The 19,569-nt window shown below is 52.0% G+C and carries 15 protein-coding genes; 6 read left to right on the top strand and 9 right to left on the bottom strand.

The window, feature by feature from the left end:
* Positions 1–21: 21 nt before the first annotated feature.
* Positions 22–1,953 (bottom strand): ATP-binding protein, encoded by a 1,932-nt coding sequence (locus JIG40_RS14525; RefSeq protein ID WP_199465571.1) that lies wholly within the window; start codon positions 1,951–1,953, stop codon positions 22–24.
* A gap of 229 nt (positions 1,954–2,182) precedes the next feature.
* On the opposite strand from JIG40_RS14525, the gene JIG40_RS14520 reads away from it, so the two are divergent.
* Both JIG40_RS14520 and serC read left to right on the top strand, forming a co-directional pair.
* Positions 2,183–3,454, top strand: coding sequence for a DUF945 family protein (locus JIG40_RS14520; protein ID WP_199465570.1), 1,272 nt, complete (start codon positions 2,183–2,185; stop codon positions 3,452–3,454).
* Between the two features lie 119 nt (positions 3,455–3,573).
* Positions 3,574–4,668 (top strand): 3-phosphoserine/phosphohydroxythreonine transaminase, encoded by a 1,095-nt coding sequence (gene serC / locus JIG40_RS14515; RefSeq protein ID WP_199465569.1) that lies wholly within the window; start codon positions 3,574–3,576, stop codon positions 4,666–4,668.
* A gap of 139 nt (positions 4,669–4,807) precedes the next feature.
* On the opposite strand, the gene JIG40_RS14510 is transcribed toward serC, so the two are convergent.
* The 8 genes from JIG40_RS14510 to JIG40_RS14475 all read right to left on the bottom strand — a co-directional run bounded on the left by JIG40_RS14510 (position 4,808) and on the right by JIG40_RS14475 (position 16,060).
* Positions 4,808–7,141 carry a YgiQ family radical SAM protein gene (locus tag JIG40_RS14510; protein ID WP_199465568.1) on the bottom strand — a complete coding sequence of 778 codons (2,334 nt, stop codon included), beginning with the start codon at positions 7,139–7,141 and terminating at the stop codon, positions 4,808–4,810.
* 516 nt (positions 7,142–7,657) lie between these two features.
* The gene (locus tag JIG40_RS14505; RefSeq protein WP_020431592.1) at positions 7,658–9,253 is read right to left on the bottom strand and encodes an ABC-F family ATPase; all 1,596 of its coding nucleotides are present in this window, start codon (positions 9,251–9,253) and stop codon (positions 7,658–7,660) included.
* 264 nt (positions 9,254–9,517) lie between these two features.
* A complete protein-coding gene (locus tag JIG40_RS14500) occupies positions 9,518–10,090 on the bottom strand; it encodes an NADPH-dependent FMN reductase (protein WP_020327705.1) in 573 nt (190 codons plus the stop codon).
* A 214-nt stretch (positions 10,091–10,304) separates the two neighbouring features.
* On the bottom strand, positions 10,305–12,530 hold the full coding sequence (locus tag JIG40_RS14495; protein WP_244662685.1) for a glycoside hydrolase: 2,226 nt from the start codon (positions 12,528–12,530) through the stop codon (positions 10,305–10,307).
* 122 nt (positions 12,531–12,652) lie between these two features.
* Complete coding sequence (locus tag JIG40_RS14490) at positions 12,653–13,468, bottom strand: DUF2861 family protein (RefSeq protein ID WP_199465566.1); 816 nt, start codon at positions 13,466–13,468, stop codon at positions 12,653–12,655.
* Positions 13,465–14,115 (bottom strand): response regulator transcription factor, encoded by a 651-nt coding sequence (locus JIG40_RS14485; protein WP_020327702.1) that lies wholly within the window; start codon positions 14,113–14,115, stop codon positions 13,465–13,467. Before JIG40_RS14485 ends, JIG40_RS14490 begins: the two co-directional genes overlap by 4 nt.
* Complete coding sequence (locus JIG40_RS14480; RefSeq protein WP_199465565.1) at positions 14,112–15,500, bottom strand: DUF3404 domain-containing protein; 1,389 nt, start codon at positions 15,498–15,500, stop codon at positions 14,112–14,114. The genes JIG40_RS14485 and JIG40_RS14480 overlap by 4 nt, the downstream gene beginning before the upstream one ends.
* 137 nt (positions 15,501–15,637) lie before the next feature.
* Positions 15,638–16,060 (bottom strand): VOC family protein, encoded by a 423-nt coding sequence (locus JIG40_RS14475; RefSeq protein WP_020327700.1) that lies wholly within the window; start codon positions 16,058–16,060, stop codon positions 15,638–15,640.
* A gap of 189 nt (positions 16,061–16,249) precedes the next feature.
* On the opposite strand from JIG40_RS14475, the gene JIG40_RS14470 reads away from it, so the two are divergent.
* The 4 genes from JIG40_RS14470 to JIG40_RS14455 all read left to right on the top strand — a co-directional run bounded on the left by JIG40_RS14470 (position 16,250) and on the right by JIG40_RS14455 (position 19,517).
* Complete coding sequence (locus JIG40_RS14470) at positions 16,250–16,942, top strand: aspartate/glutamate racemase family protein (RefSeq protein WP_020327699.1); 693 nt, start codon at positions 16,250–16,252, stop codon at positions 16,940–16,942.
* Between the two features lie 12 nt (positions 16,943–16,954).
* Positions 16,955–17,137: a hypothetical protein gene (locus tag JIG40_RS14465; RefSeq protein ID WP_024373567.1), complete on the top strand. Its 183-nt coding sequence runs from the start codon at positions 16,955–16,957 to the stop codon at positions 17,135–17,137.
* The gene (locus tag JIG40_RS14460) at positions 17,134–17,541 is read left to right on the top strand and encodes a GFA family protein (protein ID WP_199465564.1); all 408 of its coding nucleotides are present in this window, start codon (positions 17,134–17,136) and stop codon (positions 17,539–17,541) included. Before JIG40_RS14465 ends, JIG40_RS14460 begins: the two co-directional genes overlap by 4 nt.
* 326 nt (positions 17,542–17,867) lie before the next feature.
* Positions 17,868–19,517, top strand: a complete 1,650-nt coding sequence (locus JIG40_RS14455; RefSeq protein ID WP_032082309.1) for a methyl-accepting chemotaxis protein — start codon at positions 17,868–17,870, stop codon at positions 19,515–19,517.
* Positions 19,518–19,569 lie beyond the last annotated feature (52 nt).

The following is a 19,569-nucleotide window of genomic DNA, read 5'->3' as shown; positions in this document are numbered from 1 at the left end:
TCATTTTCCTTATCGCATGATTTAGCGAGGTGAGAGCGGTAACCAAACGCTCATGGTGGTGTAATGGCCAAGCTCACTGTCGACGTCAATCCACCCCTGATGTTGCAGCACTATCTGCTGGCAAACTGACAAACCAATGCCCAGTCCGAAGTTGCCTTCCCGCTTGGTGGTGTAGTTGAGGGCAAAAACCTGATTTTTGAGCTCATCCGGTATGCCACAGCCATTATCGGTGAAGCTTATGACAGCATAGGTTTGATCATTTTTCTCCTCCATTCGTGTGCGAATGTGAAGTATGCCGCGTTCAGGGAACGCATCGATGGCGTTAGAAATTAAATTGGTCCACACCTGTTGCAGCGCAATTGGCAGACAGCGAAGCGGCGGAATATCGGCGTACTCTTTTTCAACACTGTGCATCTTGAGCCGGTTTTCGAAGATGACCAGAGTGTCTTCAATCCCTTCATGAATATCGACCTGATGAAAAGTTTCGTCATCCGGGCGGGCATAGCCTTTGAGGCTTTTCACCATGTCGGCAATGCGCTGCGCGCATACGTTGATGGAGCGTAAATTGCTGCCGGCAAGATGGTAACATTCCAGCTTATCTACCTGTACTAATGCGTCATCGGGATGGCTTCTTGCAAGATCGATCAGCGTCTGATCGTTTTCGAGGCCAAGTTTTACCAGCTTTTTGGCCAATAAACGGTGGTGTGTCTTCTCTTCCAATTGTTTAGCGCGAGCGCGCTCTTCGGACGTCGACAGTGGTTTTGCCTGTAAAGCATTACGCAGCAGCGCGGCGCCTTGTGAGTCCCGGGAATGGTCCCCGTTGCAGCCGTCGACAATCGATTCGATGTTACGACTTAAGGTTTCTGTGCCGCGTAGGATGGCAGCGACCGGGTTATTGAGTTCATGAGCTACGCCTGCGACCAACTGGCCAAGCATCGCCATCTTCTCACGTTCGATCAGCTGTTGATGCGCCAGTTCGAGCGATTCAAGCGTTTTTTGCAACTGGAGTTTGGTGTTGATACTGCGTTGTAGGCGACGGTTGAAGTGACGTAACAGCAAGTTGGTGAACAAGGGTAATAAACTGCTGTCGGAGTGCATCACCTTGGCAAAGACATCACGATCGAGTTTAATCACTTCGGTCTTGGTCAGAGTAATGGCGGTTGAGAACGAAGGCTCACCTGTGACAAACGACATGCCTCCGACGATATTACCTTTTTTATGCCGAACCACTTCACGTTGTTGGCCGAGATCATCTTTTTTATACAGCGCAACTTCACCTTCAGTGATAAACCATAAAAAGCGGTTCTCTTCGCCTTCTTTAGTCAGCAGATGTTCCGCTGAATAGGTACGACACGCTCGGGTCTCATCCTCTTTTTCAAAAAATTGGTACAAGGCGCCAATGACTTGTTCGGCCAGTTCGGCGTCGGACAGACGATGGTAATCCGTAATAAAGCCTTCGCGGAAAGAGCGCATCTTGTTATCGATATGAGCACGCAAAATACGCTGTTGATCGAGCAGGGTACTGTAACTCAGGATGTTGTCTTTATCCTGTTCCAGAATGTAAGTAGTCAGCTCCTGTTGCACGGTTTTGCGCAGCACGTTGTCTTGCAAAGGTTTAGTCAGACAATAATCGAGACGACCTTCGTTGACGGCATTCAGAATCGCCTGAATATCCTGCCCGCAACTGATCAGCACTTTGCGCGCATTGCGTGTGTGCGGCAGCTTATCGAGGTGAATTAAGAAGTCTGCGCCGTTAAACGTTTCATGATGACTGGCGACGACCAGAGCCACGGTCTGACCTTGCTCTTCGAGAAATTCTAAAGCCTGCTGAGCATCTTCTACAGAATCCGCAGTATGCAGGTCAAACTTGGCGGCAAACGCACTCAGTTCGTGGCGCCATTGTTCCACGCTGATGGGATTGTTGTCTAAACAGAGCAAAGCGTATCGATTCACGGCAGTCTCGTCGGTTACGGGTCGGCATCGATACTGTAACAAGCTTTGCCAGATGGAATTGGGAGCTAGGTTTGAAGACACTAAACTTTGACTAAGTAGGCATCAATACTCTGATTTAACTCAGCCTTTTCTCATTAATACCTGACATTACGCATTTATACTCGTGTCACTTGAGCTCATTGAAATAACTACGGTAGACTGAGCCAAACAATCAGGAAATCCTTTTATTATGAAAACTATTAAACGAATCGGTGCAGTTGGTGGCGCAATATCATTGGCACTTTGCTGGCCTTTGGCTGTCGGTCAAATCGGTCAGAACGTGATCACAGATGGTGTGAATCACATCGACAACGATAAGGTTAAAGCGGAAGTGGTGAGTTACGATCGTGGCTACCTGACTTCAACGGTTCAAACCCGTTATTCCATCGTAGATCCGGCCATTAAGCTCCAAATGGAAGCGGAAGGTATGCCGACCGAAGTTGTGATGAACAGCGAAGTGCATCATGGTCTGCTGAGCCTGACTGCGGTCTCAACGTTCCCGGATTACCCGGATTTCCCCATGGTGATCAACAGTACCACCCGCTTAAACGGCAACACGGAGTACACAGCACAAACGGAAACCTGGCACTATGCCAATAATGGCGAGAATCCATTCACGCTGTCTGTAACACCGATGGTGTTTAAGGGCACGGCGACGACGTTGGGCGAACTGACTTACTCTGCGTCGATTCCATCCATTGATATGGATTTCCCGACGGGTGAAAAAGTGCAGATGAGCAATTTGGTGGGCGAAGGTCAGGGCATACAACAAAACGGTTTCTGGATTGGTCAGCAAAAAATGACCATGGAGCAACTGAATACTCAAGATACGGCAGGTGACTCACCATTCAGCGCGAAACAGGCATCGTACGAATTCACCTCAACATTGGATGAGTCGAAACAGCGTTTTAGCAGCCAACATATTATTAAGATCGGTGAGTTGGTGAATGAAAGTGGCAAAGTTAACGACGTGCAAATCGATTTCACTTTGGGTGATGTCGACAGCCAGTCGTTTGCCAAACTTTCCGACATCTATCAGGAGAATCCTGATATGTCCCAACAGGCGATTTCTGAAGCGCTGCCTTACGTGGACACCCTGTTCGCAAAAGGTTTCAAAGTCAGCATGAACAAAATGGCGCTGAAAGTGGGTGAGGGTGAATTCGACTCTAACTGGTCGTTTGCCATTCCAGAAGGCACTAAAGACGTGCTGCAGGACCCGAGCGTGATTTTATCGGCGCTGACTGGCAATCTGGACACTTTTGTCTCAACTCAGCTAGCGGCAGACTATCCGTTTGTTCAACAAGGTGTTGACGAACTGGTCATGATGGAAATGGCGACTCAGAACGAAAAAGGTTACCAGTTAAAAGCGGATGTGAAAGACGGAAATCTCGTTTTTGCCAATGGTCAACAGGTCCCGCTGGTGGCATTGCTGGTACCGTTAATGATGCAACAAGGTTACTAATCTGCTGATTTAATCGGTTATTAAAGAAAAGAGGTCTTAAGACCTCTTTTCTCGCTTTTTATCCTGATAAAAAAGTGGTATTAATCACACTAATTTTCGATAGCAGGAGCAAGGAACACATGGAGCCGAATACGGACACTGTTTTTAACTTTAGTGCTGGTCCAGCAGCGTTGCCAAAAGCAGTGATGCAAAAAGCACAGGCTGAATTTGTTAACTGGAACGATCTGGGCGTTTCAGTGATGGAAATCAGTCACCGTAGCAAACCTTTCATTCAAGTTGCTGAAGAAGCGGAACAGGATTTACGCGATCTTCTCAACATTCCAGATAACTACAAAGTGCTGTTCTGCCAAGGCGGTGCGCGTGCACAATTTGCGGCGGTTCCACTGAACCTACTGGGTGACAAAACTCAGGCGACCTACATCGACGCAGGTTACTGGGCGGCGAGTGCCGTGAAAGAAGCGAAAAAATACTGCAAACCGGCGGTATTTGACGCGAAAATCGAAAAAGACGGCAAAACGGCTGTCCTGCCTGCCAGCGAATGGAAAATTGACGCGGACTCCGCTTACGTTCACTTCTGTCCAAACGAAACTATCGACGGTATCGAAATTAACGACCTGCCTGTGACTGACAAACCGATCGTTGCTGACATGTCTTCTACCATTCTTTCGCGCGAAATCGACGTATCGAGATACGGCGTGATTTACGCGGGTGCTCAGAAAAACATCGGCCCTGCAGGTATCTGTATTGCGATCGTGCGTGATGATCTGTTGGGCTTAGCCAATGACGTTCTACCCAGCATTCTGAACTACAAACTGCTGGCGGAACAGGATTCGATGTTCAACACGCCACCAACGTTTGCTTGGTATCTGTCTGGCCTGGTGTTCAAATGGCTGAAAGAGCAGGGCGGTGTTAAAGCGATTGAAAAGATCAACCGTGAAAAAGCGGCACTGCTGTACGGTTACATCGATTCTTCAGACTTCTACCGTAACGAAATTCACTCTAACAACCGCTCACTGATGAACGTTCCGTTCCAGCTGGCAAAACCAGAACTGGATGGTACTTTCCTGGAACTGGCTGAAGCGCGTGGACTGACTTCTCTGAAAGGTCACCGCGTCGTGGGTGGTATGCGTGCTTCTATCTACAACGCAATGCCGCTGGAAGGCGTTCAGGCGTTGGTTGATTTCATGAAAGAGTTCGAAGCTCAGTACGCGTAATTGCCAGAGCTTGCTTGCAAGCTTGAACGCACATTTTAAAAAGCTCAGTGGTCACACTGGGCTTTTTTGTTTCCGTTGCTCAGGGGCCTTGAGCACAGCGATAAAAAAACCGCCATTGCTGGCGGTTTCTACATGGTTATCAGGCTCGTTGGCTGCTGCGACCCTGCGCTTTACCTTTTCCGGCCGGACGGGAACGGTTTTGACCCTGACCCGCACTGGTATTGGGGCGGCCATTGCCACTCGGTTTACCGTTCTGGCCTGACTTTGCCTGATTGCCCGCAGGTCTGCCGTTAGCTCCCGGCTTCGACTGACCGCCTGGTTTGCTGTTGCCCTGACGCTGACCGACTGGTTTGTCGCCACGCAGTGCATCAAAGCCCGGTTGTGACATCGTATGCTTGGTCGCAAAACGGTTAGAGCCGTGACGGCCTGATTTACGACGCTGTGCCGGTGTCAGTTTCTCACCATCCTCCGACGGAACCAGACAACCTGGTTTGTCGCCGATCAGGTGCTTTTTACCCATGTTGATCAGCGCTTCACGGATCAGTGGCCAGTTGGCTGGATCGTGGTAGCGAAGCAGTGCTTTGTGCAGACGACGCTGACGCTCACCTTTTGGCACCGCCACGTCTTCACGTTTTTTGTACTTAACGCGTTTCAGCGGGTTCACTTCTGAGTGATACATCGCCGTCGCGTTACACATTGGCGAAGGGTAGAAGTTTTGTACCTGGTCACACTCGTAGTTGTTCTTCTTCAGCCACAGCGCCAGGTTGAGCATGTCTTCGTCTTTTGTGCCCGGGTGCGCGGAGATGAAGTACGGGATCAGGTACTGTTTCTTACCCGCTTCTGCGCTGTATTTTTCAAACAGCTCTTTGAAGCGATCGTACGTTCCCATGCCCGGTTTCATCATCAGATCCAGCGGCGATTTCTCGGTATGTTCCGGTGCAATCTTCAGATAGCCACCTACGTGGTGCGTGACCAGTTCTTTGATGTATTCCGGAGACTCAATCGCCAGATCGTAACGCACGCCTGAGGCAATCATGATCTTCTTAATGCCGTCGACTTTACGCGCTTCGCGATACAGGTCGATGGTGTGCTTATGATCGGTATTGAGTTTGTGACAGATACCCGGGAACACACACGACGGACGGCGACAGTTGGCTTCCGCTTTTGGATCCGAACAGCCAAGGCGGTACATGTTGGCCGTAGGGCCGCCCAAATCCGAAATGGTGCCGGTAAAGCCCGGAACCTTGTCACGAATCTCTTTCAGTTCATTAATGATCGACTCTTTCGAACGGTTCTGAATGATGCGGCCTTCGTGTTCGGTGATCGAACAGAAAGAACAGCCACCAAAGCAGCCGCGCATGATGTTGACCGATGTCTTGATCATGTCGTAAGCCGGAATTTTCGCTTTGCCATACATTGGGTGCGGAACACGCGCGTATGGTAAGTCGAACACGAAATCCATCTCTTCTGTCGAGAGTGGGATCGGTGCCTGGTTTACCCACAGTTCACGGTTGCCATGGCTCTGTAGCAGCGCGCGGCCAGAATATGGGTTGGTTTCCAGGTGCAGCACGCGGCTGGCGTGTGCGTAAAGAATGCGGTCGTTTTGCAGCTTCTCGTAAGAAGGCAGACGCACGGCGGTCGTCTTGGCATCGTGGCGAGAAGGGCGAATGGTGATCGGTTTGGCTTCGGCTTCTTCTTTTTTGCCGGTTTCGCACTGCGTTTCCACTTCGTACGGGTTGGTTGGTACGAACGGCGTGCTTGGTTTATCAATACGCGAAGAGTCGATAATGGTGTAGCCTTCCGGAGCGGCAGGCAGGTTGACTGCGGTGCCGCGCACGTTAGTCATGTCGCTGATGTTTTCGCCATTGGCTAGGCGATGCGCGACTTCGACCAGTGCACGCTCTGCGTTACCAAACAGCAGGATATCCGCTTTGGCATCAAACAGGACCGAGCGACGAACTTTATCTGACCAGTAGTCGTAATGCGCGACGCGTCGCAGGCTGGCTTCAATACCACCCAGCACAATCGGCACATCTTTGTACGCTTCGCGACAACGTTGTGAATACACCAGAGTGGCACGATCCGGACGTTTACCGCCTTCGTTGTTTGGCGTGTAAGCATCATCGTGACGCAGCTTTTTGTCCGCCGTGTAACGGTTGATCATCGAGTCCATGTTCCCGGCCGTTACGCCAAAGAACAGGTTTGGTTTACCCAGCGTGGTAAAGGCGTCTTTGCTGCTCCATTCTGGCTGCGCAATGATGCCCACGCGGAAACCCTGCGATTCCAGCAAACGGCCAATGATCGCCATACCGAAGCTCGGATGATCGACATACGCATCGCCAGTGACGATGATGATGTCACAGCTGTCCCAACCCAGCGCCTGCATCTCTTTACGCGATGTCGGCAGGAATGGGGCAGTGCCAAAACACTCGGCCCAGTATTTCTTGTATTCGTTAATCTTTGGTGTATTCATAAGTTTAAAAACTTGCTCACTTTACTAAAGGGGCTGAGTGGCGTTCTGACCATTATTATGTGGTCACAGGGCAAAAGCCTGGCCTCTGTTGTGCGGTCTTCCACTCAACGCCCGACATTCTTGCGCGCTAGAGTCTTCCTGATCTTCATCACTCAGGTTCGCCTCACGCTCATCGCTTCCCGCTGGCGTTATTTACGCGTATTACGAGCGTCCAACCTCCGTTTTCCGCTCCGCTTTGTTCGGCTTAGATTGCGCCTTAATATCACGGATTAAGGTCTCTGTGTGGCCTTAATACCTGCAGTAATACTAGGTGAAAAAAGCAGCCAAACAAAATAGCGGTGGAGTGTATCACGTTCTCGGCAGAGTCGCTCAATTTCTGTGACGGATAACCAAAAACTTTACATTGTGGGTGATAGGACGATGAAGTTGCTTGGTAAGGGGATGGCGCCAATAAAAAAGCCACCGCAAATGCGATGGCTTTTTAGCAAGCGTTTTGGCTTAAAACCGGGTGGCGAATTAGCCAATCAGGCCTTGTTTCGCCAGGTACTCATCGTACGTACCGTGGAAGTCGTTCACGCCATCTTTGGTGATTTCGATGATGCGAGTCGCAATCGATGATACGAACTGACGGTCATGAGAAACAAACAGCAGCGTGCCTTTGTAGTTTTCCAGAGCCAGGTTCAATGCTTCGATCGATTCCATGTCCATGTGGTTGGTTGGTTCGTCCATCAGCAGGATGTTTGGTTTTTGCATGATCAGCTTACCAAACAGCATACGACCTTGCTCACCACCAGAAATCACTTTGACCGATTTCTTGATGTCGTTTTGTGAGAACAGCATACGACCCAGAATACCGCGTACGGTTTGCTCGTCTTCGCCTTCGTTTTTCCACTGGCTCATCCAGTCCAGCAACGACATGTCTTCCGCGAAATCATGTGCGTGGTCCTGAGCGTAGAAACCGATGTTGTTGTTTTCAGACCATTTGATCATGCCCGCCATCGGTTCCATCACACCCGCCAGAGTGTTCAGCGTGGTGGATTTACCGATACCGTTCTCACCGATGATCGCGATGCGTTCACCCACTTCAACCATCAGGTTGACGTTGTTGATCAGAATGTTCTCGCCGTAACCCTGTTTTAAACCTTCCACTTCCAGCGCGTTACGGAACAGTTCTTTCTTCTGATCGAAACGGATGAATGGTGACTGACGGCTTGACGGTTTCACTTCTTCCAGTTGGATTTTATCCAGCTGTTTCTGACGAGAAGTCGCCTGTTTCGCTTTTGATGCGTTCGCAGAGAAGCGGCTTACGAAGGTTTGCAGCTCAGCAATTTGAGCTTTCTTCTTCGCGTTGTCGGCATGCAGACGGTCACGCGCTTGTTCAGCCGCGATCATGTATTCGTCGTAGTTACCGTGGAACAGACGCAGTTCACCGTAATCCAGATCCGCCATGTGCGTACATACGGTGTTCAGGAAGTGACGGTCGTGCGAGATGATGATCATGGTGCAGTTACGCGCCAGCAACGTTTGCTCCAGCCATGCGATAGTGTGCATGTCCAGGTTGTTGGTGGGCTCGTCGAGCAGCATGATTTCTGGTTCTGCGAACAGCACCTGCGCCAGCAACACACGCAGTTTCAGACCCGGTGCGAGCTCGCTCATCAGGCTGAAATGTTGTGCTTCAGGAATACCCAAGCCCAGCAGCAGTTCACCCGCGCGCGCTTCGGCGGAGTAGCCGTCCATTTCTGCGAATTCAGTTTCCAGATCGCCAACACGCATGCCGTCTTCGTCGGTCATTTCTGGCAGAGCGTAAATGCGGTCACGTTCTTCTTTGACCTTCCACAACTCTTTGTGACCCATGATAACTGTGTCCACCACCGTGAACTCTTCAAACGCGAACTGATCCTGACCCAGTTTAGCCATACGCTCGTTTGGATCGGTCGAAACAGAACCTGCCGATGGCTCCAGCTCGCCGCTGAGAATTTTCATAAATGTGGATTTACCACAACCGTTGGCACCAATCAGGCCGTAACGGTTGCCATTACCAAATTTAATCGAGATGTTTTCAAACAATGGCTTATCGCCAAATTGCATGGTGATGTTTGCAGTCGTTAACACAAGGCATTCCAAGTTGTTGGTCTACCCGTTCTGACTTGAAGTGACAGTGCCTTAGCGCTGAAGTGGCAGAGGAGCAGGCTTCGAAGTCGATTGGGTACAGTAAATAAGTAAAAAGTTGGCCAAGGCCAACTTTCAAAGCTGCGCGATAGTAACAGTTTTTGTGATTAACATCACCCATGATCGTTCAACTTGATGCGAATCGGCTTGCAAGCCCGGTATTTACTGCATTCTGCGCCTTGGATTATTGCGTTGCGTCCTGTGTTATCAGCGTTGCCGCGGTAGCACAGTGAGTACGCGAATCACAAACTGGTGTAACTCTTTCATGTAGTTTTCCAGAAACGCTTTGGTTCGCTCAGCGGTGACATTGTTATCGTCGTCTATCATGCCATCGTGATATTGCAGATACGCTTCAACGGTATTCATCAGCGGTGAATTACAAAAACAGAGCACACTGCGCAACTGGCTCTGCGCAACCGCTGTACCGATAGCACCGGGTGAAGTGCCGATAACGCCGGAAGGCTTGCTGGCAAACGAGTTCTGCCCCCAGGGACGGCTTGCCCAGTCAATGGCATTTTTCAGTCCGCCGGGAATGGAGCGGTTGAACTCCGGCGTAACAAACAGCAGGCCATCGCAATCGGCGATCGCCTGTTTGAACGCTTTTGCTACCTCAGGAAAGTCTGCGTCGTAATCTTGGCTGTATAGCGGTAGATCCTTGATGGGGATTTCCACCAGTTCTAACTCCGGTGGGGCGAGTTTGGCCAGCGCATGAGCCAGCTTACGGTTGATGGAGGTAGATGACAAACTCCCGACGAAATAGCCGATTTTGTACTTGGTCATATCAAGCTCCTGGTTTTTCCTTGCCCACAAGCTGTTTTGGGAATGGCAAGGGAAAAAAGGTCAATAAAACGTGTTGTAAAATCCGCTGTTGGGGGCTGATATAAAACGACTTCGGCCGTCACAAACAGGCAGATCACCGCCCCTAAGTCTAGTGCACGCTAAGAGCGGCCACCAATTCAGCGCCGCCCTTTTAATCTGCCAAACAGTTTTGCCGTTAGCGATTAGGCATCGCCGTCCAGTGTATTTGTTTACCATCACTCAGCGTTGCCAGCACCGATTGCGCCTTGATGGTTACGCCATGATGATTTCGCGAATGCGGTGAAAAATTGGCAATGATGGTGGAGCCGTCGCTAAAGGTTGTTTGTTGCAACTGGCCGACATCATCCAACCATTGAAAGTCCGTCAATGCCTGGTTCCAGAGCTGCTGGTGGATAGGCGAAAATCCTTGCTGGTAATGCTTTAGCGCCTTGATTCTCGGGCTTGATGGCGACAACGCTTCATCCCGGGTCAGGTGCACCATCGGCGGCGTGTTGTAGAGCATGCTGGTTAAATCGCGTTCTGCCTGCACATTACTGAATTTAAGGCTGTCGCTGTACCAGTGATGGCTGTTGATCACCTCGTCGTGAAAAACGGTTTGGTACAGCGGAACCCGGTACTGCGGGCTAAACAGCAGAGTTTTGTATGGCTCTTTAACTGCTGCTGATTTAAAGAAGAAATCCGGTTTGTGATTCGGATACCAACGGCCGAGAAAATAGGGTGAACGGGTATCGCGCTTCATCTCATTATCCTGCCAACCAAAGCCGATGGTTTCCAGGCCGTGAGCAAAACTGATGCCTTGTGTGGTGAGGCTGTTGCCATCTTCCGACCCCAGAACCAGGCCTTGCTGCTCGCTTATCCACAGCATGCGCTGATTAAACGCACTAAGCATGGCGTTTTCACTGGTTGCATCGCGATAATCCTCGCGGGCCATGGCGGTGGCATCCACATCGAGAAACAGACTGTTGAAGTGGCCGTAGAGGATAATATCGAGCACGCGCTGCTGCACATACGCTAAGTGACAGTTTGGATTGAGGTAGTTACCTTGGCCACGAAAGCCTGGCTGCTTTTCGCCACTGGCTCGTTCGATGGCGCATTGCTCGCGCATTTCGCCGGGCAACTGCGCGGTGAGCCAACTGTCGTTCACGCCAAGGGGAATAGCGGTGTTGTACGAATCGTAAGTGGCCACTAAATAGCCCGCCTTTTTAGCCTGCTCAACAGCGTCGGGTTGATAGAAGGCCGGCATCCAGTTGTCAAAACCGAGCCATAACTGAGTCAGCCCGGCAGATTGCAAGGTGTTGACCATTTCTGATGTTAACGCTTGACCCCAGCGCTCAGGCGTTGAGAGGTAGCGCGCCGCGGCGGAGGCGAGCCAACGCTTTTGCTTTTGAGCCGCATCAAACTGTGCTGCAATTGCGTTGTTGCTCAAGGTCGGCGGGGAAGCGGCGAATCGCGCTGCCAGCGAATTGTTCAATGCATCGACCAGCAATTGTTGATGGTAGCGGCTGAATCCGTCTCGCCTTGCTTTCAGAGCTTGCAGTTCTTTACGGCTGGCAGGATCGACAGATAACGTAGAGGCATTGAGATACCAGTCGTTCAGCCCCCACCAGTCGCGTACATCTTGTGTGCTCAGCAAACCTTGCCCGAACAGATATACCTGACTGGCACCAATCAAGCGGGAAATGGCGGGGTTGCGCGCCACTTGTTGTTGCAATGGTGTCGATTGCTGATGCTGTTTGCGCCACTGGCGATAGGCTTTCGCACCATCAAGCGCATGTTTGCCGAGCGACAAGCGAACCTGAAACGGATCATGCTGATTCAGAGCGGTGAACTGATGGTCAGCCTGCATGTCGAGACGTTCATCTGCTTGGGAGAAGGTCAGCGTATTGTTAGTGGCGCTAAGCAACTGCACCGAAACAAAATTCGCTCCCTGCTGCGCAGTCCAGAACGGCATTTTGAGATCCTGAGTCGTGTTGGCTCCGGAATAGTTGTCGATCAGAAAGTCGCTCCAGGTGCGGTTGTCTGTCGGAATGCGCATCCCTTCGCTAAATGGCAGTAACAGGGCATCGGTGTCGCGCTGCGGCAGATCAAACCAGCGCAAGGTGACGGGATGATTACGCGTGATCCGCGGCTGAGCCGCGGGAGCGAAACTCAGTTCTAGTCCATCGCGATCGAGTGTGGCCGAGACGTTGATCTGGCTTGGCCGGAGCTGCCAACGCGCTGACCGAGTGCTGGTAGCCTCAATGTTTGAAGCCTGCTGCGGCTGCTGGTTAACGCTTAGCGCCGCGCTGTTGACGTGAATTCCGTTCCAGAGGATCGCGAGGTTGTCGGGTGAAATTTGAATCTGCTGCTGGTCACTATTGAGCGTGACAGGGACGGCGTGAACGGACAAGGTCAGCGCCATCAGTGAAAGTGGAGCCCAAGAGAGCAATCGATGAGTCATAGTGAATTCCTGTGTCAATGAATGTCACTATTACAGCCAGAGTAACGCTGACGATTGTCACCGCATTGTCTCTATTGGTGCAGCTATGGCTCCTGCGGTAACGGGATGGCTATCCTCTGCACATACTCCACCTTCACGCCATGCTGATATTCGAACTGTGTTGCTACTGCGCTGAGGTGCCTGGCCGTAAAGGGAGTTTGCCCAGTGCCGGGCAGTAACGTTTGTGTTGAGGTGATGACGGTCGATAGCTTGACCATGTCATAGTGCTCATCGAGCCACAGCCAGTTTGCTATGGGGTCTGCGCATCCTGCAACGGTCTCAGGCAGACTCAGTGACAGGGTATGAGTCTGCACGTTCACACTCAACCAAGGTTGTGAATCATCGACCGAGACAACCAAAGGGTAGCGATTGGTGCCGAGTTTAAGCTGATAGAGCCCAAACGGTGGCGGAGTGAGCATTTCGCTGGTTTCGATTTCCTGATAGTCGGCGCTCGGGGCCAGTTGGCCTACAAGCAACGACTCTCCCGAAGGGGCCACAAGTTCAACGGGCACGGAAGAGGGGACCGAATCGGCGCTCAGTTTGATCTGATACCCCTGAGAGGCTACACCTGAGCGACGAATGAAACTGACGCTGACGCCAGATGCGACGTGTACTGGCTCTGCGCGCAACGCTTTACCACAACGAGTCTGCGTTAAGATGGCTTGTTTCGCCGCATACCAGTACCGGGGATCGAGCTGCTGTTCACCGAGTGCAATCTGCAACTCTTGCCACGCCAGATTGGGCTGGTGTTCAGCCAGTGCCAAATAGGTTTTTTGCAATGGTGAGTCTGGAAACCAGCCCGCCTCAACATGGCACGATAGCCCCAATGCGACGGGAAATAGCAAACGCAGGTAATTCATTCCGGTGCCTCATTGAGTCGGTAGCCAACACCGCGATAAGTTTCGATATTGAGTTGCGGCAGTTTCTGCCTTAAACGCAGAATGTGGTTGTCAATCGTGCGGGTGCTGGGAAAAGCTTCATAGCCCCACACTTTGTTGAGCAGTTCGTCGCGATGAAAAACCCGGCCCGGATTCTGCGCCAGCAACACCAGAAGCTGAAATTCTTTTGGCTTGAGCACAACGGCTTGCCCGTTTGTCATCACCTCTCGTTTGGCGAGTTCAATGTGGATCTCGCCATATTGCAGGGAACTGGTGCCGAGCGGTCTGAGCTGACTGAACACCCTCGCCACTAACTCTTCATGTGCAAACGGCTTGGTCACATAATCTTTGGCCCCAGCCATTAATCCGGCCACTTTCTCCTCGGTTTCCACTTTGGCAGTCAGCATGATAACCGGCAGTGCTTTGCGCTGTAGCCATTGCGGCAGATGCCGGAGTGAATCCCCGTCATTCAGTTGGCGATCAAGGATCACTAAATCGGCCTTGTACCACAAAGTCTCTACCTGACGGGCTTCCTGAACCCACAAGCACTGATACCCTTGTGACTCGAACAGCGTCACCAGTCCCTGACCAAGCAGCGTATCATCTTCAATCAACAGTAGGGTGTTCATAACGGCAGCTCCAGAATACAGCGGGTGGGATGGCGAAGAAGGCGCAGTCTGCCACCCATCATCGACATCAGATGAGCCACGATGCTCAGCCCGATGCCCATGTTGTTGGTGTCCGATTGCGGCTGAAAGCGGCGCAGCCAGCGCGTGAGCGACGAAGGAAACTCACCGCCATCGCGAACTTCAATCCTGAGCGTCTCCGCCACTTCGGCCTTAAGTGATATCGGCCCTTTGCCATGTTGACGAGCGTTGTTGATCAGGTTGTCGAGACAGATAGTCAGCCAGTAAAAAGGCAGCGCCAGCTCACGATCGTCATTCAGTTGATAACTCAATCCGTGTTTCTCCGCGATGTGGCTCAGCCAGTCATCCAGCGACGCCGTCTGTTTAAGCAGTGGCTCTGAGCGGCGGGCACTCAGGTAGACTTTGCTGTTTTCTGTCAGTTGGGTGAGACGCTGATGATCGGACATCAGCCGCCACACGGTATCCTGAGTGTTTGGCGACAATTGATCAAACTGCTCGCGGAACAGCTCGACAGTCAGCCCCAAGCTGGTGATCGGCGTGCGTAATTCGTGCGTGAGCAGTTGCAGCACAAAGCGTTTTTCGCGGCTGTGCTGACGACGTGTATAGAGTGATTTGACGAGCAGAAACGTGACGGCTGCGATGAGCGCACTGACCAACAGAGTAAGCCATCGGGCGCTCGCCTCAATGGACGCCATACACAGGTTGCTGTAACGAAACGTGCAGTTTTGCGCGTGCAGATCCAGCTTCAACTGCTTTGCAAGGGGCTGCCAGTGCGCGGCGTCGATCGTTTTCCAACCCTGCTCACCACTGAGCCAGAGCGTGTTGCCCTCCAGCCAGGCGCGATAACCATTGAGCAGACTATCCCGCCCCTGAGAAGACAGGCTCGCGAGCGGAGCATGCAAAGGGTGCTGCTTATGACCAATCGTCAGATAACGTGCCAGTGCGGAACCGGGTACCAAGGTCGGGTAGTGTGCCAGATAGCGATCGGCGTAACTGCCTCCGGCCGGGTGGAGCGGTTCGTGGCTGGCGAACCAGTGATGACTCAGCGGTTGGTTGTTGCACAGTGCCAGTTCAAACTCCACCGCTGTCGCGAGGCGAGCGGGCGGTTTAGCCGGGCGCTGACAAGTTTTCGCCACCTGATACAACTGCTCAATATCCTGCCAACTGAAGCGGCGAAAATCGGGGTAACGGGCACTCTCCAACAGTACTTCGAGCGGTGAATCACTCAGTTGTGACTGAGTGACGCTCAAGGGTTGGGATTGCCAGCTTTGCTGATAAAACTGTTGCCATTGTTCTTGCACACTCTGAGCCTGTGTGGCGCAAGGGAGCAGCAGAACAAAACAGATTGCCAGCGAAAATGGGCGCATTGCAGACTCGTCTAAAGCGTGAAATTGCTGAGATTGTAGTGCGAAATGCCGCGGTTTTGTAACCGCAATGTCAACATCGGGATGTGGAATGCGCCAACGCTGCATTATTACAGACGTTGACGTTTTGGCATGCAGATTTAGTGCGAACGCTTTGCCATCGGATGGCTGTCGTTCATTTGCAGCAGATCCCACAGGTTGCCATACAGATCTTCAAACACCGCGACGGTTCCGTAATCGGCTTCGGCGGGCGGGCGGACAAAGTGAATCCCATCTTCGACCATACGATGGTAGTCGCGCCAGAAATCATCGGTATTCAAAAACAGAAATACGCGACCGCCAGTCTGGTTGCCGATAAAAGGCTTTTGCTCCGGTTTGGATGCCTTGGCCAGCAGCAGAGTAACGCCCTGTGAACCCGGCGGAGAGACCACCACCCAACGTTTATCCTGCTCAGGTTGATACGTGTCTTCAACCAGTTCAAATTTGAGTTTATTGATGTAGAAATCCAGCGCTTCATCATAATCGTGCACGACGATACTGATGTGAATGATCGACTGTTTCATGCTGTTCCCTTGTTGGAGGTTTTCGATGGGAGATTAGGTCACACACCTTAACGCAAATCAGGCAAAAAGACACTGCCCTCAAGAGTCAGGTTCTCTCCGTTATTGAAAGGAAAGTGTGAGCCAAGCCGATTACATCTCGGCTTGGTTTGTTAGGATGGAGAACGCAGTTTGGTGATGAAAGGAAACGCAATGAAAACCATCGGAATGATTGGTGGCATGAGCTGGGAATCGACGCTCAGCTACTACAAGGCGATCAATGAAGGCGTTAAAGCGGCGTTAGGCGGGCTGAATTCGGCGCAAATCTGCCTGTACAGCGTCAACTTTGAGCCGATTGAAAAACTGCAACATGAAGGGAAATGGGATGAAACCGCGCAGCTGCTTGCTCAGGCGGCGAAGTCTGTCGAAGCGGGTGGCGCAGATTTTCTGCTGATTTGTACTAACACCATGCACAAAGTCGCGCCAGAGATTGAGGCGCAGATTTCGATTCCGATTCTGCACATTGCGGATGCGACGGCGAAACAGCTGCAACAAGATGGTATTGAGCGCGTCGGACTGCTCGGCACCCGCTTTACGATGGAGCAGGAGTTTTACAAAGGACGGCTGCAACAGCAGTTTGGTATTGATGTGTTGATCCCTGATGCAGAACAACGGCAGCAGGTGCACCGTGTGATATATGAAGAGTTGTGTCTGGGCACAATTCGACCGGAGTCCCGTGCGCAGTATGTTGAGATTGTGGAAGATCTCCACCGACGTGGCGCTCAGGCGGTGATTCTGGGGTGTACGGAAATTGCGTTGCTGATTCAGCAGCACGATACCGACGTGCCGTTGTACGATACGACGAAAATTCATGCCGAGCAGGCGGTGCAGCTTGCCTTAACTTAAGGAAGAGTAACGATGAGTGACTATTGTGGACAGTGCCGCCAGTTTACCCGCACAGAGGGCGGGCAAGCAGATATTTGTGGCGCCTGGGATCAGCCGACGCAGGCAAAGCGGGCTGCATGTGGCTTTTTCATGCCGCGTAAACCCAAACGGGGCACTCAGCAACAGGCTGGCCAATCCACGGGAGGTGCACAATGACCTCTCGTTATCATGCCAGTTGCCTGTGTCAGCAAGTGACGTTCAGCGTTGCCGGTTTTGAGCCGCTGGTGGCGCATTGCCACTGCACCATGTGCCGCAAATTTCACGGCGCGGCATTTGGTACTCTGGCGGCGACGCAAGACCTACAGTGGCTGAGTGGTCACTCGCTGCTTAAAGAATTTACTGCCGCCAATGGTACCGTGCGTACTTTCTGCTCGGAATGCGGGTCGAGTATTGGTTTTCGCAGCAAGGGGGGTGCCCCGGAGCAGATGGAAGTCGCGCTGGGCCTGTTTGATCAACCTATTCCTGTCTCGCCAGACACCCATATTTATACTCACTACAAAGCCAATTGGTACACGATCGAAGATTCGCTGCCGCAAAAAGGCGAGGGGCGCCGCTCCTGAGTGTCACTCTCATCTCAAAGCGCCGGTGGAGGCGCTTTTTTTTAACTTTGGCCCCTGATCCCCACAAGCTTCGGGCGACGTTCAGCTCACTCGCGTCTATTCTTGATAAGTTAGCGGACAAATCTTTGGCATTTCTGCCGTCGTGGTTTGTCCTGTAGCACGCCGTTTCTGCTTTGTTGGAACGGTGGTCTCAGAATGAATTAACGTCATTGAGTTTACGGGATCTGGCTTGCCAGCTGCTGCACAATGACGTCACCAACAACAATAACAGCAATATCCTGATTTAACGGGTGAGTGAACCAATGGCTGTCTAAAAGGAACGTAACATGTTCATCAACAATCTGACTTTGAAAACCCGCTTGATCATCGCGGTTGCAATCCCCTGCCTGGCGCTGGTGATTACCGGGCTTACCAGCCTCAATACGATGTCGACTATGCAGTTTCAGGCGGAGAAACTCTACCTCAACACCGCATCACCGCTGCGTGCGATGGCAGAAGCGGCTTCGCGTATTCCGCGTATGCGAGTGGGGATCGACATGATGCTGCTTCAGGAAACTCCGCTGCGCGACGAGAAAGGCGTCAAAACACGTGTCCAGGAAGCGCGTAATGAAGATATCCCTGAGATGCGCCAAACCATGAAACAGGCGGTGGATGCTCAGCTGAATCCGGAGATGAAACAGCAGGCGCAAAAGCTGCTTGATCAGTTTGAAACCATGGTCAAAACCGACCTTAACCCTATGTTGGATGCGTTTGACCGCGGCGATATGGCCAGCGCCCAGCGCATCTATCGCGACCAGTACGCCAAAACCTATGGTGTGATGCGCAAAGGCGCTAACGATATTCTCGATGCGCTGCTCGCGCAGGCGGAGCGTCGCAACGCAAACAGCGCGATCAGTTATCAGGCCGGACGTCGCGACAGTATGCTGATCATCGTGGCATCCATTGTCATTTCGATTCTGACCTCCTGGTTCATCATCGCCAATCTGCGTAATCGTGTGTCGTTCCTGCGCGAAACCATCGGTGATGCAGCGAAAAATATGTCGCTCAACACGCGCATTAAGCTGGAAGGTCAGGATGAACTGACCGACATCGGCCACAGTTTCAACCAGTTCATTGAAAAGGTGCATGCCTCGATTGATCAGGTCGCGAAAAGTGCCCGCGATTTGGCAACGATGTCGCATAACGTGGCTGATCAGGCTCACCACACCCAAAACAACTGCGTTGCCCAGCGCGATCGCACCGTTCAGGTTGCGACGGCCATTCATGAGTTGGGAGCGACGGTGAATGAAATTGCCTCAAATGCCGCGCAGGCCGCTGACGTAGCCCGCGAAGCAACGCATCGTTCAGCGGATGGCCGTGAAGTGGTGAATCAGGCTCAGATGCGTATCACGGAACTGTCGAGCGAGTTGCAGCAGGCGACCGGTGTTGTGGAGGCGCTGGCCGGACAAATTAATGCCATCAGCTCTACACTGGATACGATTCGCAGTATCTCCGACCAAACCAACTTGCTGGCGCTTAACGCTGCGATTGAAGCGGCGCGTGCTGGCGAGCAGGGCCGAGGTTTTGCGGTGGTGGCCGATGAGGTGCGTACTCTGGCAAGCCGTTCGGCGGCATCGACCGATGAGATTCAGGAAGTGATTGATAAACTTCAGGCCGAATCCAAACGTGCGGTGGCCGTGATGGAAAAAGGTCGCGAGAAAAGTGTTCAGGTGGTCGATTACGCCAACAAGGCCAACGACTCTCTGGAGCAGATCAACGGCCACATTGACCAAATCAGTGATCAGAACATTCAGGTGGCAACCGCCACAGAGGAGCAGGCGAGTGTGGTGGAAGACATCAACCGTAACGTTGAAGACATCAACCAACTGACAATGCAAACCACGGATATCGCGGCGCAGCTTAATCAGTCGAGTGCCAGCCTGCAAAAACTCTCTTCCCAACTCGATAAACTGGTCGGGCAGTTCCGTCTGGCTTAGTGTGGAGCACCAACCGAATAACCTAAAAGGCGCCGAGGCGCCTTTTTTCTTG

It is taken from the genome of Vibrio sp. bablab_jr001, assembly GCF_016464285.1.
Lineage (GTDB): Bacteria > Pseudomonadota > Gammaproteobacteria > Enterobacterales > Vibrionaceae > Vibrio > Vibrio fluvialis.
Note: the sequence above shows the minus strand (reverse complement) of the source record. Positions and strands in the feature narration are given on the sequence as shown.